Source organism: Pseudomonas sp. R4-84 (assembly GCF_054130985.1).
The window spans coordinates 2,300,626-2,314,885 of sequence record NZ_CP096390.1 but is presented as its reverse complement, the minus strand read 5'-3'; the positions used below and the strand labels follow the sequence as shown (position 1 = coordinate 2,314,885).

At 62.5% G+C, this 14,260-nt stretch carries 14 protein-coding genes; 6 read left to right on the top strand and 8 right to left on the bottom strand.

Features of this window, described 5'->3' with window-relative positions; genetic code table 11:
* Positions 1-185: 185 nt before the first annotated feature.
* Positions 186-2,123 (bottom strand): bifunctional 5-dehydro-2-deoxygluconokinase/5-dehydro-2-deoxyphosphogluconate aldolase, encoded by a 1,938-nt coding sequence (locus M1D68_RS10735; RefSeq protein ID WP_457970300.1) that lies wholly within the window; start codon positions 2,121-2,123, stop codon positions 186-188.
* Here M1D68_RS10735 and M1D68_RS10730 point away from each other — a divergent pair.
* The 3 genes from M1D68_RS10730 (at position 2,122) to M1D68_RS10720 (ending at position 4,001) form a co-directional block, all read left to right on the top strand.
* Entirely contained in the window at positions 2,122-2,355 is a 234-nt protein-coding gene (locus M1D68_RS10730; protein ID WP_457970298.1) for a hypothetical protein, read from the top strand. The two genes, M1D68_RS10735 and M1D68_RS10730, sit on opposite strands and share 2 nt — an antisense overlap.
* Positions 2,356-2,435: 80 nt before the next feature.
* The gene (locus tag M1D68_RS10725) at positions 2,436-3,356 is read left to right on the top strand and encodes a MurR/RpiR family transcriptional regulator (RefSeq protein ID WP_434650799.1); all 921 of its coding nucleotides are present in this window, start codon (positions 2,436-2,438) and stop codon (positions 3,354-3,356) included.
* A gap of 33 nt (positions 3,357-3,389) precedes the next feature.
* Entirely contained in the window at positions 3,390-4,001 is a 612-nt protein-coding gene (locus tag M1D68_RS10720) for a glutathione S-transferase N-terminal domain-containing protein (protein ID WP_457970296.1), read from the top strand.
* A 50-nt stretch (positions 4,002-4,051) separates the two neighbouring features.
* Here M1D68_RS10720 and hcnC read toward each other — a convergent pair whose 3' ends face one another.
* The 3 genes from hcnC to hcnA are packed head-to-tail and all read right to left on the bottom strand — an operon-like array spanning position 4,052 to position 7,030.
* Positions 4,052-5,311, bottom strand: a complete 1,260-nt coding sequence (gene hcnC / locus M1D68_RS10715) for a cyanide-forming glycine dehydrogenase subunit HcnC (protein ID WP_457970294.1) — start codon at positions 5,309-5,311, stop codon at positions 4,052-4,054.
* Positions 5,304-6,713, bottom strand: coding sequence for a cyanide-forming glycine dehydrogenase subunit HcnB (gene hcnB, locus M1D68_RS10710; RefSeq protein WP_434611033.1), 1,410 nt, complete (start codon positions 6,711-6,713; stop codon positions 5,304-5,306). The genes hcnC and hcnB overlap by 8 nt, the downstream gene beginning before the upstream one ends.
* Entirely contained in the window at positions 6,710-7,030 is a 321-nt protein-coding gene (hcnA, locus tag M1D68_RS10705) for a cyanide-forming glycine dehydrogenase subunit HcnA (RefSeq protein WP_457970700.1), read from the bottom strand. The genes hcnB and hcnA overlap by 4 nt, the downstream gene beginning before the upstream one ends.
* Before the next feature lies 1 nt (position 7,031).
* Between hcnA and M1D68_RS10700 the strand changes: the two genes are divergently transcribed.
* The 3 genes from M1D68_RS10700 (at position 7,032) to M1D68_RS10690 (ending at position 9,357) form a co-directional block, all read left to right on the top strand.
* Positions 7,032-7,232, top strand: a complete 201-nt coding sequence (locus M1D68_RS10700; RefSeq protein ID WP_420766615.1) for a hypothetical protein — start codon at positions 7,032-7,034, stop codon at positions 7,230-7,232.
* A 78-nt stretch (positions 7,233-7,310) separates the two neighbouring features.
* Complete coding sequence (locus M1D68_RS10695) at positions 7,311-7,994, top strand: response regulator transcription factor (RefSeq protein WP_047230191.1); 684 nt, start codon at positions 7,311-7,313, stop codon at positions 7,992-7,994.
* The gene (locus M1D68_RS10690) at positions 7,972-9,357 is read left to right on the top strand and encodes a sensor histidine kinase (RefSeq protein WP_420766616.1); all 1,386 of its coding nucleotides are present in this window, start codon (positions 7,972-7,974) and stop codon (positions 9,355-9,357) included. Before M1D68_RS10695 ends, M1D68_RS10690 begins: the two co-directional genes overlap by 23 nt.
* Positions 9,358-9,402: 45 nt before the next feature.
* On the opposite strand, the gene M1D68_RS10685 is transcribed toward M1D68_RS10690, so the two are convergent.
* From M1D68_RS10685 to M1D68_RS10670, 4 genes are all read right to left on the bottom strand, one after another.
* Positions 9,403-9,651: a DUF1652 domain-containing protein gene (locus tag M1D68_RS10685; RefSeq protein WP_420766617.1), complete on the bottom strand. Its 249-nt coding sequence runs from the start codon at positions 9,649-9,651 to the stop codon at positions 9,403-9,405.
* Between the two features lie 240 nt (positions 9,652-9,891).
* Positions 9,892-11,376, bottom strand: a complete 1,485-nt coding sequence (locus tag M1D68_RS10680) for a PAS domain S-box protein (protein WP_420766618.1) — start codon at positions 11,374-11,376, stop codon at positions 9,892-9,894.
* Positions 11,377-11,458: 82 nt separating this feature from the next.
* Complete coding sequence (locus tag M1D68_RS10675; RefSeq protein WP_457970291.1) at positions 11,459-12,538, bottom strand: tartrate dehydrogenase; 1,080 nt, start codon at positions 12,536-12,538, stop codon at positions 11,459-11,461.
* Between the two features lie 40 nt (positions 12,539-12,578).
* Positions 12,579-14,036, bottom strand: coding sequence for an NAD-dependent succinate-semialdehyde dehydrogenase (locus M1D68_RS10670; RefSeq protein WP_457970289.1), 1,458 nt, complete (start codon positions 14,034-14,036; stop codon positions 12,579-12,581).
* Between the last annotated feature and the right edge of the window lie 224 nt (positions 14,037-14,260).

Sequence of the window (14,260 nt, the reverse complement as noted above, 5' to 3'; positions counted from 1 at the left end):
GCACCTTTTATTGTTGTCTCTAATGTTCAGCCGATCACCTGTGGCGAGGGAGCTTGCTCCCGCTCGGCTGCGAAGCAGTCGCAAAACTATGGATGCGGTTTTACCTGTCAAATCGAGGGTGGCTGGATTTGGGACTGCTTCGCAGTCCAGCGGGAGCAAGCTCCCTCGCCACAAGGGCCCTGTCATCAAGCCCGGGCACTGCGCCACGCCTCGATCAATTCCACAAACCGCCCCTGCACGTCCCGGATCAACGTTTCGTCATCGATCTCCCCGGCCATCCAGGCCCGGCTCGGCTCCTGGAAAATCGTCCGGCCCACGGCAAAGCCCCGGCAGGTGGTGCTCTGGCTGGCCTGGCGGAAGCCCTCGGCCAATGCGGCGGCCGGGGCGTTGAGGCCCAGCAGCACCACGCCACGGCAGTACGGGTCGCGCTGCTGGATCAACTCGTCGAGTTGCTTCCACTCTTGGGCCGTCTGCGCTTCGATCTTCCACCACGCCGGAAAAATACCCAGGTTGTAGAGGCGCTTGAGGGCGCGATAGAGCACGTCCGGATGGGCTGATGGATGATCCTTCGGCGGGATGACTTCCAGCAGCAACTCATGACCGCTGACCTGGGACGCCTTGTACAAGCCCATCAACTGAGCCTCTTGTTCCAGGCGCAGCAGCGGTTCGTCGTCGGGGTGAAATTGAACCAGGCATTTGATGATCTGTTCCTGCGGCCAGGCAATCAGGTTGCTGCCGATGGAGCGCCCGTGCTCGAACGCCAGCGGCCGCGAGCCCTGCACTTCCACCGGCCGCGCCACCCACCAGCCACGCCCGGTGGCCGCGTTGAGGGAGTCCTGGCCAAAGCGCTGGTCGGCCAGCAAACCGACATCGGCGGCGATACCCTGGCGTTGCAGGTCGACCTCGACCCGCTGCACAGCCTGGATGAACAGTTGCTTGAGCTCGCTGATACTGTCGAGGCCACGCCCGCCGCGCTGAGCCAGTTCCACCAGTTGCCAGCGATGGTCGAAGGCGAAGATGAACAACTGCTTCCAGGCCCTGCGCGGCACGCTCACCTGATGCAGCCGTTGCAGCGCGGCATCCTGGTCCGGTCGGGTGATGGGCACCGGGCTGTTGAACAAATAGTCGAGTTCGGCCCGGGTCGGCATCGCCGGAGCGCAGGCATGGCGCGAAACCACCAGGCCACCGCAGGCATTGGCCAACTGGCAGCAGCGCTCATCGTCGGCGTCCTCCAGCCAACCGGCGAGGAACCCGGACATGAACGCATCACCGGCACCCAGCACATTCAAGACTTCGACCCTAACGCCCGGGTAAATGGCGCCGTCTTCCAATCGGTTCGGGATGTCACCGTGGATCACCGTGCATCCTTGTGGGCCGAGCTTGACCACCAGGGTTGCCGGCGTCAGCGCGCGCACCGTACGCAGCGCGGCCAGCAGGTCCTCGCTGCCGCCAGCGATGAGGAATTCTTCCTCGGTGCCGACGATCAGGTCGAAACGCGCCAGGATGCCTTGCACGTGCTGGCTGACCTTGCGGTCGGCAACGAAACGGGTTTCACCGTCGGCCTTGCTCGCCAGGCCCCAGAGGACCGGGCGGTAATCGATGTCGAGAACGCATTTGACGTTGTGTTTTCGGGCATGGTCCAGCGCCTGGATGCTCGCGTTGTAGACGCCTTCGGTAGAGAAATGAGTGCCGGTGATCAGCAGCGCCTTGCTGGAAGCGATAAAGGTTTCGTCGATGTCTTCGGCCCGCAGCGCCATGTCCGCGCAGTTTTCCCGGTAGAACACCAGGGGAAAGGTCTCGCGATCCTTGATACCCAGCAAGACCATGGCGGTCAGGCGCTCGGCATCGACCTTGATGCCGCTGACGTCACAGCCTTCCCGGGCGAGGGACTGCACCAGGAAACGCCCCATGTGATCGTCGCCTACACGGCTCAACATCGCCGATTTCAGCCCCAGGCGGGCCGTACCGAAGGCGATGTTGGCCGACGATCCACCCAGGTACTTGGCAAAACTGCTGACATCTTCCAGCCGCGCGCCGACCTGCTGCGCATAGAGATCGACGCCCAGGCGTCCCAGGCAGATGACATCCAATTGACGCCCACTGGCAAAACGAGTCTGGCCCATGCTGGCTCCTGTTATTTTTATCAGCCTGCGCTTGCCGTCGGAACCGACGCCAACGCTTTGGTGGATGCAGACTAAAACGAGCAAGCGCCAAGAATCAATATTTTTTCCATATATTTTTATCGTGGAATATTTTTTCCAATATGCTATTGCTCAACCGGGCCAGACGCGGTGCATCGTTTCAGCAGGGCTACAACTTCGTTCACCCATGATTTTCCTCCCGCCTACGCTGTAGACTGCGACCAGCCAACCTATTGTCGAGGATCGGCCCGTTTTTCAGGGGCGTCCTATAAGAACAAGCCAGAAGGATTTCCTATGACCCGCCCCGATCTGCAGGCGCCGTCCGAGAGCGCGTCCGAAGCCGCCCTCCCCAGCCCACCGATCAACGCCGAGCGGCTGTTGCAACTGATCACCGAGGAATACGAAGGCCTGCCGCGCCAGCTCAAGCGCATCGCCAGCTATATGAGCCAGCAAAGCGACCGGATCATGGTTGATCGCATCAGCGACATCGCCCGGGAATGTGAAGTGCATCCCTCGGCCATCGTGCGCTTCTCTCAGCGCTTCGGCTTCAGCGGGTTCAGCGAAATGCAGGCTTTGTTCCGCGAGGCGTACACCCACAAAACCACGCCGGTACAGAACTACCAGCAACGCATTCGCAGCATGATCGCCAACAAATCCCAGAAGGCCAGTGCCGGCGACCTGGCCCGGGAATGCGTCAACGCGACCCTGTCGGGTATCGAACGCCTGGGGCTGGAACTCGAAGACGAGGCGTTCGAAAAAGCCGTGGACCTGGTGGTGAATGCCGACAACATCTATGTGGTCGGTGTGCGGCGTTCATTCGCGGTGGCCGATTACCTGGTCTACAACCTGCAGCACACCAACAAGCGCATTCACCTGGTCTCCGGCCTGGGCGGCAGTTATCGCGAGCAGATGCGCAGCGTGCGGGCCAACGACCTGGTGATTGCCATCAGCTTTACGCCTTACGGCAAGGAAACCCAGCACTGCCTACGCATTGCCCAGCATCACCAGGCGAAGACACTGATCATCACCGACAGCAACTTATCGCCGCTGGCCAAGCGGGCCAACGCGGTGTTGCTGGTCAACGAAGGCAGCTCGTTCGCGTTCCGCTCGTTGAGCGCCACGTTGTGCCTGTGCCAAGCGCTGTTCATCGCCGTGGCCTACCGACTCGAACTCAAAGTCGATGAAATCCATGAACAGGTCGGCTTCGAGGATTGATACCCGACCTGCCAAACCGCTGAAGGAGAAGCCATGAAACTGATCGGCATGTTGGACTCGCCCTACGTGCGACGCGTCGCCATTTCCGCCAAATGCCTAGGGATTGCCCTGGAACACGAATCGGTGTCGGTGTTCCGGCAATTCGAGCATTTCCAGAGCATCAACCCGGTGGTCAAGGCCCCCACGCTGGTGATGGATGATGCCTCGGTGTTGATGGATTCCACCTTGATCATCGATTACCTGGAGGTACTGGCCGGCCCGGCGAACAGCCTGATGCCGTCCGATCCAGCCCAACGGTTGCGCTCCTTGCAATTGGTCGGGCTGGCGCTGGCGGCGTGCGAAAAGTCGGTGCAGATCTATTACGAACGCACCCTGCGACCGGCGGATATCCAACATGCTCCGTGGCTGTCACGAATTTCGGGCCAGTTGCTGGCCGCCTACGGTGAGCTGGAGCAAGCCCTGGCAAAACAACCGCTGCCCACCGATGGTTCCATCGATCAGGCCGGCATCACCGTCGCCGTGGCGTGGACCTTCACCAACCTGTTGGTGGCGGATCAAGTACAGGGCAAGTCCTTCCCGCAGATCAGCGCATTCACCGCCTATGCCGAAGGGTTGGAAGCGTTTGTCAGCACGCCGGTGGAATGACGGCTGGATACATGCCTTTGTGGGAGCGAGCAAGCTCGCTCCCACAGGGTTCAGGCCGGTTCCATTTTTCTAGGCTCTGGAGTCGGCGCTACCTCGAAGCGGTCGGCCAGAAATGGCGTGATGTCCAGTGGCAGCGGCTCCTGGTTCACCAGTTTGTCCAGCAGCACGCCGGTGATGGCCGAGGTCAGGATACCGGTGCGAAAGTGCCCGCAGGCGTTGAGGTAGCCCTCGACACCGCGCATCGGCCCCAGGATCGGTAGCTCATCGGGTGAGCCTGGACGCAGGCCGGCCCAGGTGCGCTTCAGGTTGATGTCGACCAGTTGCGGGATACAGCGCACGGCACCCTGTACCAGCCCTTCGATCTCCGGGTAGGTGGTGGTCACGTCGAACCCTTTGTCCTCCGTGGTGCTGCCGATGAGGATTTCGCCGTTGTCTTTCTGCGCCACGTAGCAGTCGCTGGTGGTCAGGCAGCCATTGAGGATTTTGGGCATGCGCTCGGTCAAGAGGATCTGGCCCTTGACTGGCTTGACCGGGATCCGCACGCCCGTTGCCTGCTCGCTCAGGTCCGCCGCCCAGGCCCCGGCGGCGTTGATCAAGGTCTGGCAAGTGAATGTCCCGGCCTCGGCGGTCTTCACGCCGGTGACCCGCGTCCCGCTTCGCAACACGTCAGTCACGTTGGTGTTGAAGAACAGGTCGACACCGTTCTGCCGCGCGCCCTCGGTGTAGGCGTCTGCCAGGCGGAATGGGCTGACCTGATGGTCGCACAGGAATTCCAGGGCACCCCGGGCCTCGTGGCTGACGTTCGGCTCGGCCTCGCGCAATGCCGCCTGGTCGAGCCAGCGCACCTGATCGGCCAGATGAGGAATGCAGGCGACGATATGCTCGGCATACAACCGATCTTCATCGTCGTAGATCACGAACTTGAGCCCGGTCCGTTCGAACTTGAAATCCATGCCATGACGATCGAACAGTTCCCGGTGCATTTGCGGGTACATCGCGTTGGACTGCAAGGCGAATTCGAAAAACGAGTCGGGCAGGATGTGCGGCGTGCTGGCATCCACCGCCACGGCGGCGCCCTGGGCCTGGCGCTTGCGATTGGCTGACATCATCCTGAAGAAAATCACCCCGCAACCCAGGCCCACCGATTCGCCAATGGCCCAGAGGCCACCCGCCGAGGCGCGGGTGGCGTTGCCTGGACGCTTGGCGTCGATCAGGGCGATCTTCAGATGGTTGCGCTTGGACAGCTGGTAAGCGCAGGAGGCGCCGATCACGCCGCCACCGGCAATCACAACATCGTAATGCCTAATCATGGGAAACGGCCTCCGTGCCGAGGTACTGGAACGCTGAAAAAGGAACAGGATCTATGGGGAAACGTGGCCGCAGCCACCCTACATCAGCGCGCCCGGTGGCCTCGCGCAACCGATCGCTGCAATAACCGACGCACATGCGCCCCTGGCAGTCGCCCATGCTCACGCGGGTGCGCATCTTCAGGCTGGCCATGTCTTGCACGCCCTGCGCCAGGGCCCGGTCGATGTCGGCGCGGGTGGCATGTTCGCAGCGGCAGATCACCGTGTCGGCGGCAGGCAGCGCCGTTTGGCCCGCCCCACGCTGGGTGTAGCGATCGACCGCGGCGCGAAAACGAATGATGCGGTCCAGTTGTGCCTGGTACCGCTCGCGACGCCCGAGGGCTGCCGCCTCATCCAGGACGTTGCGTTGCACCAGCACCGACAGCGCCGCGATGCGCCCGCTCAGCATGGCTGCCTCTCCCCCGCGAATCCCGCCCATGTCGCCCGCCAGATGGACATGCGCCTCGCTGCCCCGTTGCCAGGCATCGGACACGGCACGCAGATAGCCGTCGTCGCTGAAACCATGTTCCAGGCCCATCTGCTGGCTCAGCTGGGTGCGCGGGATAAACCCGTAGCCGACGGCCAACGTCTGGGCCGGCACCTGTTCGGCGCGCGCAAGGTCCGGTTCCCAATTTACGGAGTACGGCGCTACGGTCACGGCGCTCAACTCGCCCTCGCCTTCGGCACGCACCACGCCCCAGCCATAGCGCACGGGAATGCGATGGCGCTTGAGGTACGCGAGCATGCCCAGGCCGTCGAGGAACAGTTGCGGCTTGTTCAGCAGCGCTAGGCTTTCCTTGGCGATCCTGCCGAACGCACACGCCTCATAGACACCCGCCACGGTGACGCCCGAGGCGTGAAGCTGACAGGCCACCAATGGCAATAACGGGCCCGTCCCGGCGATCACCACCGGGCTCGGCGGCTTGACCACGCCGCTCTTGATCTGCAGCTGCAAGCCGCCAAGCATCATCACACCCGGGAGGGTCCAGCCAGGGAACGGTACGCTGCGTTCATGGCACCCCGCTGCCAGGATCAACTGCGAATAGGCAACCGACCGCAAGCGCTCGTGCGCATCGAGCAGCGTCAGCGCCCGGAATCCCTCCGCCCCGATGACACGGCTGCCCAATTGCACGTCGATCAGGTCGGCGTGGCGCTGGAAGTCCCCGTGGAGCTTCTCCAACGCTTCGCTGTAGCGGGCCCCCAGGTAATCCAGGCATACGCCATCGCGCAAGGGGCCGCGATACACCACGCCACCGAGGCGCGGCGCCTCTTCGAGCAAGGTGCAGCGCACCCCGTGGGAGGCCAGCTCGGTAGCCGCCGCCATGCCCGCCGGCCCGCCGCCGACGATGACCGGATCGAGGTTCATGGCGCCTCCGTTTCAGCAATGCGGTTGGCCCGGGTCTCGATCTGCATGCCGGGGCGCACGAGAGTCTGGCAGGCGCGGCGCTTATGGCGACCATCGATCTTGACCAGGCAGCAGTGGCAAACCCCCATGCCGCAATAGGCGCCACTGATCTGGTCATGGTCGTTGCGGGCCACGTGCCGGCGACCCAGGGCCTGGATCACGGTAAGCACGGTTTCGCCCTGGGCGGCATTGACAGCCTGTCCGTCCAGGAGCACGGTCATGTCAGCCTCGAGCGGCTGGATATCGTATTGTCGGTGTATGAGGTCTTGAGGTTGCATCATGCAGCTCTTCCTTGAAGGTTCAGTCGGTCTTGGCTCCTTGCGGCACGCCACCACCCGCCTTGCGGCGATGCCCATCGGCGACTGCGCGCCAAAACAGGGCAACAGGCGCAGCATGCTGGTGCGCGGCGCAATGATGTTAGGGATTATTTGTGACGAAGTGTTGATCCAGGCCAATCAATGCGCACGTCCGCGCCCATGAACTTTTTTTCAGAAAGCCGACAGGTATTCTTTGGCAGAATGCTGCGCAGTCGCTCCAATTACTCACCCGGTACTGACCATGAACCGCATCCTGACCATCGAAGACGACGCCGTGACCGCTCGGGAAATTGTCGCCGAACTGACCCGCAACGGCCTGGACGTCGACTGGGTCGACAATGGCCGTGAAGGCTTGGAGCGCGCGGTCAGCGGTGACTACGACCTGATCACCCTCGACCGCATGCTCCCCGAACTGGACGGCCTGGTGATTGTCACCACGCTACGGACCATGGGCGTGGCCACGCCGATTCTGATGATCAGCGCCCTGTCCGATGTCGACGAACGCGTCCGCGGCCTGCGCGCCGGTGGCGACGATTACCTGACCAAGCCGTTCGCCACCGATGAAATGGCCGCCCGGGTCGAGGTGTTGCTGCGCCGCAACAACGGTGCCCGTGAACCCGAGACCGCGCTGCGGGTGGCGGACCTGGAGCTGAACCTGATCAGCCGCGAAGCCAGCCGCAACGGGCAACTGCTCAGCCTCTTGCCCACCGAATACAAACTGCTGGAATTCCTGATGCGCAACAGCGGCCAGATCCTGTCGCGCATGATGATTTTCGAAGAGGTCTGGGGGTATCACTTCGACCCCGGCACCAACCTGATCGACGTCCACATCGGTCGCCTGCGCAAGAAAATCGACCCGCCGGGCCTGGAACCGCTGATTCGCACGGTACGAGGGTCCGGCTATGTCATTGCTGAACCCCGCTAAGGGCTGGCGATCCTCAAGCAGCCGCCTGCTGGCGCTCTACAGCGCGCTGTTCGTGATCTGGAGCGCCATCCTGATGGGGGTGATGTATTACGAAGTGTTTGGCTACCTCGACAGCCTCGCCAAACATTCCCTGATGCAACGCCAGCACCTGTTCGCGCGCATCCACGGCGACCAGCTGGAGGACGCGCTGATGGCCAGCCTGACGTTGGACGAACGCGGCGTCGACGCCTACGGCCTGTTCGATCCGCAGTTGCGCCATCTGAGCGGACCGATCCAACGCATCCCCGCCGATCTGCCGCTCGATGGCAAGATCCATATGCTCGGCGGTTGCGTCGATTCCGACGACCCGGGCGTGCCGTCCGACAGTTGCGACGCGATAGCGACCCGGACCCAGGATGGTCGCTGGCTGGTGCTGGCGCGGGACAACGGCTCGTTGTTCGCCGTGACACGCATCATTTCACACGCGCTGTTCTGGGGCGTATCGCTGACGATCCTGCCGGGCATCTTCGGCTGGCACCTGCTGCGGCGCCGGCCGTTGCGGCGGATTCGCAAGCTGCAAGCCAGCGCCGAAGCCATCGTCGCCGGTGACCTGACCCATCGCCTGCCGCTGTCGAGCCGCCGCGATGAACTGGACATGCTGGCGGCCATCGTCAATGCCATGCTCGACCGCATCGAACGGCTGATGAACGAGGTCAAGGGCGTCTGCGACAACATCGCCCATGACTTGCGCACGCCACTGACCCGCCTGCGGGCCCAGCTCTATCGCATCCAGCAGGAAGCGGCGGACGGCTCGCCCGAAGCCTTGCAGATGGATCAGGTGATCGCCGAGACGGATACGCTAATGGCGCGGTTTCGCGGGCTGTTGCGGATATCGGAGTTGGAGGACCAGCAGCGTCGCTCCGGCTTCATGCGCCTCGATCCCTTGCAGTTATTGCAAGAACTGCACGATTTCTACCTGCCCCTCGCCGAAGAGCGCGAGCTGGTTTTCAAGCTGGAGGTGCCCGCCAGCCTGCCCCTGCTCAACGGCGACCGGGCGTTGCTGTTCGAGGCCGTGTCGAACCTGCTAAGCAATTCCATCAAATTCACCCCACCGGGCGGTGAGGTGATCCTGCGCGGCGTCGACCAGGGCGACAGCACCCGCATCGAAGTGCTCGACTCCGGCCCTGGCATCCCGGAGGCAGAGCGCAAGGCGGTGTTTCGCCGTTTCTACCGCGCCGAGGGCAGCAGCCAGCACGGCGGATTCGGCCTTGGCCTGTCCATTGTCGCGGCGATTGTCAATTTGCACGGATTTACCCTGGAAGTGGATCGCAGCGAGTCGGGCGGCGCCCGGCTGGTGCTCGATTGCCGGGCGACATTGCTCTGATTCGTTGGCCCGTGGCGAGGGAGCGCGTCTTACCGGACCAGGAAATCAGGCAGGATCACTGCGGTGCAACGGCGTGTTCTGCAGTTCGTAGCGCAGCTCGTCAATCAGCTTCTCCAGGCCCTCTTCAGAGCGGATGCTCTCGACGCTCATGCCGCTCACCACCAGGTCGACCTCGCCGCTTTCCTGGTGATACAGGCGAATAGTCAGCGTGCCATCGCCATTGAGGTTGCATGCGCAGGACAGCGGAGCAAAACTTTTTTCGAGGCGGGCGCGAAGCGGAGCAAGATGGGTCATCGTTTGCACCTCAGCTTCGAAGTCGCAAATGACCGGTGGACACACCCGGCCTCCTGGCTCCCGCAGACTTCCTGTCGATCTCGCACTTGAAGGGCTTGTTGCGCATTGTGGCGTATTCCTTGACTGTTTCGTGGGGGACGCGACATCAACAGCTATGCCGCACCCTCTCAGCCTAAGGAAGGAGGCGCCCGCGAAGAACCCGAATTTGCACTAGCACGGCAGGTGCATATGCACTGGCTACTATGGTGCCTTCATCCGCCATTCATTTGCGTACAACCCCCGCTCCCGCGCCCAGACAATCGCTTCGCTGCGGCTATGCACGTCCAGTTTGGAATATAGCGTAGCCACGTGATTGCGCACGGTGTTTGGCGCGAGCTTGAGCCGCGCGGCGATTTCCTTGTCAGCCAGGCCCTCGCAGATCAGGCCAAGCACATCGCGTTCCCGGGCCGTCAGCTCGGTGAACGATGTCGTGGGGCTTTGCGCGTTGATACTTTTCACATTGGCGAGTTTTTCGATCAAGGTCCGACTGAACCACGAGGCGTCCTTCATCACTTCCTCGATGGCCGCCACCAGTTCCAGCTCCGAACGCTTGCGTTCGGTGATGTTCATCAGCACCAGCAAATAGCAGGGTTTGTCCTGGATGACCACAGTGTCGGCCGCCACTTCGCAGTCGATCTGTTCGCCCCCCTTCCTGTGAACCTTGATGTCGACGCCGGACACAGTGGCGGTCTTTTCCAACCGCGCAAAAAGCGTCGCGCCTGCGTCCTTGTCGAGAAAACCGATTTCCTCGACGGTCTTGCCCAACAACTCTTCGCTGGCATAACCGGTCGCCTGGAGGAAGGCTTCGTTGATTTCCAGCAATTGCTGCTCAGCGCTACAGATCAGCGTTGGCACCGGCGACAGGCGGAATGACTTGGCAAAGCGCTCCTCGCTTTGGCGCAGCGCCGTCTCGGCCTTGCGCCGGGGCTCCATGTCCATGAAGGAGAACAGCATGCAGTCTTCATCGTGCAGGTCCAGGGGCTGGCCGGCGACGATCACTTGCTTGCTGCTACCGTCCGGCAAACGCATTTCGGCCTGCATCTGCGGAATGGTCGCACCCTGGCCCAGGCGCTCGATGGCCAGGTCACGCTTCTCGGCCGCTTCGAGCACATCCAACTCATACACCGAACGGCCGATCACCTGCTCGCGGCTGTAGCCGGTCATTTCCAGGAAGCCCGCGTTGACCTTGATATAGCGCAGGTCGCTGAGGCGGCAGATCACCGCAGGCGCCGGATTGGCACCAAAGGTTCTCTCGAACCGTTGCTCAGCGCTGGCCCATTCAGTGGCATCGCTGAGAATCAGCACCAGATATTCCGGCTCGCCGGCACGGTCACTCAGGACCATGCTGCGGATGCGGTGAACCCAGGTCCGATCCGGGTCGGCGTCTGGCGTGACTTCCACCAGCACATCGCTGAATTCATCGCCACGAGCGACGCGGGCGATGGGGTAATTGTCTTCGGGCAACGAATGGTTATTGCGATAGCGCAGGTGGAAACGCTTGGCGTATTGCTTGGCATTGGCGCCCAACTCGCCGAGCTCCGTGACGCCGTGCATGGTCAGGGCGGCTTCATTGGCCCAGGCAATGGTCTGGTCGACCTCGACCAGTATCACGCCGTCAGACAATCCGGCGATGATTTGCAGCAATTGGCGGCGATTGGTATCGGTGTTCGGGACGTCCTGATTCATTGGGTCTCCATGGGTCGTGACGTTCAGGCATGGATGCGCTGAAGGTTACGACCACATGGGCTTGCGATAGTGCGCCAGGCCCTCAAAGCCCCGCGGCGATAGCCTTGCCGACGTCCTGGGTCGAGGCTTGTCCGCCCAGGTCCGGGGTTATCGGCCCGTGTGCGATCACCTGCTCGATGGCCCGCAGGATCCCGTCATGGGCCGCGCGATAACGCTCATCGCCGTTGCCAAGGAAATCCAGCATCAACGCTGCCGACCAGATCATCGCGATCGGGTTGGCAATGTTTTGCCCATAGATATCCGGCGCCGAGCCGTGCACCGGTTCGAACAGCGAGGGAAAGCGCCGCTGCGGATCCAGGTTCGCCGACGGCGCGATGCCGATAGTGCCGGCGCAGGCGGGGCCGAGGTCGGAAAGGATGTCGCCGAACAGGTTCGAGGCGACCACCACATCGAAGCGGTCTGGTTGCAGGACGAAACGGGCGCACAGGATGTCGATGTGCTGTTTGTCCCATGTCACCTCGGGGTATTGCTCGGCCATCAAGGCCGTGCGTTCGTCCCAGTACGGCATGCTGATGGAAATCCCGTTGGACTTGGTCGCGGCCGTCAGGCGCTTGCGCGGTCGGGATTGGGCCATGTCGAAGGCGAACTTGAGAATCCGGTCGACGCCTCGGCGAGTGAACACCGATTCCTGCAGGACGAATTCATGCTCGGTGCCTTCGAACATCTTGCCGCCGACCGAGGAATATTCACCCTCGGTGTTTTCGCGGATTACCACGAAATCGATATCCCCCGCCTCCCGTCCGGCCAGCGGACAGGGCACGCCCGGGAACAGCCGCACCGGGCGGATGTTCACGTACTGGTCGAAATCGCGGCGGAACCTGAGCAACGAGCCCCACAGGGAAATGTGGTCCGGGACCTTGTCCGGCCATCCCACGGCGCCGAAGTAGATCGCGTCGAAGCCCTTGAGTTGCTCGAACCAGTCGACGGGCATCATCTGCCCGTGCTCCAGGTAATAATCGCAGTGAGCCCAATCGAACACTTGGATGTCCAGGTCCAACTGCCATTGCCTGGCGGCCTGCTCCAATACTCGCAGGCCTTCGGGCAATACTTCCTTGCCAATGCCATCGCCGGCAATCGCGGCGATTCTAAAGGGTTTGCTCATCAGTCCTGACTCCCGGTTGTCTGTTCAAACGAAGGCCGCATCACAGCCCACCGATATGGAAAGCTTTCACTTCAAGGTATTCATCCAGGCCGTACTTGCTGCCTTCGCGCCCCAGGCCGGACTGCTTGATGCCACCGAAAGGCGCCACCTCCATGGAGATGATCCCGGTGTTGAGCCCGATCATCCCGAACTCCAACGCCTCGCCGAAATGCCACGAGCGCCGCAGGTCCTGGGTAAAGAAATAGGCACCCAGGCCATAAGGCGTGGCATTGGCCAAAGCCAGTGCCTCGTCCTCCGTCGAAAAGCGCATCAGCGGTGCAACCGGGCCGAAGGTTTCTTCATTGGCAAGCAACATCCCGGCGTGGGCGTCGCCCAGCACCGTCGGCTCGACGAACTGGCTGTCGCCTTGAGGAATGCCGCCACACAGGAGGCGCGCGCCCTGGCTCAGCGCATCGTTGATATGCCGGGCGACCTTGCTCACCGCAGCAGGATTGATCAATGGGCCGATCATCACGTCGGCTTCGAGCCCATCGCCGATCTTCAGCTTGCGCACTTCCTGCACCAGCCGCTCGGCAAAACGTTCGTAGATGCCTTCCTGCACCAGGATGCGGTTGGCGCAGACGCAGGTCTGGCCGGCGTTGCGAAACTTGCTTTGCATGATGCCGGCCACGGCCTGTTCCAGATCAGCATCGTCGAACACGATGAACGGCGCATTGCCACCGAGTTCCAGGCTCAGGCGCTTGATGTGCTCGGCGCTCTGGCGCATCAACAGGCGGCCGACCGCCGTCGAGCCGGTGAAGGAAATCTTGCGCACCGTCGGGTTGCCGGTCAGCTCTTCGCCGATGCCAGCGGGCATGCCCGTGACCACATTGAAGACCCCGGCCGGAATCCCGACCCGCTCGGCCAGCACGGCGAGCGCCAGGGCGGACAACGGTGTCAGGTCCGACGGCTTGACGATCACCGGGCACCCCGCCGCCAGCGCCGGAGCGCACTTGCGGGTGATCATCGCGTTGGGGAAGTTCCACGGTGTGATGGCGGCGCAGACGCCGACCGGTTGCTTCAGCGTGAGCAGCCGACGGTCGCCGCTGGGGGCCGGAATGGTCTCGCCATAGACCCGACGGGCCTCTTCGGCGAACCATTTGACGAAGCCGGCGCCGTAGCGAATCTCGCCCCTGGCTTCATTCAGTGGCTTGCCCTGTTCATGGGTCATGATCAGCGCGAGGTCTTCGAGGTTGTCCATCATGGCCTGATACCAGCGCTCCAACATCGCCGCCCGCTCCGCCGCCGGACGCGCGCGCCATGCCGCCCAGGCCCCGTCCGCTGCCTCGATGGCGCGTCGGGTTTCGCTGCCTTGCATCGCGGGGACGCGGGCGAGCGTTTGGCCGGTGGCCGGGTTGATGACGTCGAGGGTGGCGCCATCGTCGGCCCCCACCCACTGCCCGTCGATATAAGCCAGTTCCGCCAGCAGGCTGGGGTCTTTCAGAAGTTGAGTGAGCATGGTCGCGTCCTGTTCCGAGGTAGTTCCAGTCTAAGGAGGTGCCGCGGCGCAGGATGCTGAAAGCGGAGGTTGGGCGGTGTTGGATGCTGAAGTTTTGGGGTGAAGCGGCAGGCTATACCGATAGGACTGCGACTGCTTTGTTCTTGCTTGGTGCGTGGGAACGGGCTTGCTCGCGAAGGCGGCGTATAAGCCCATGAGTGAGTCGAATGTGCTGGGCCCATCGC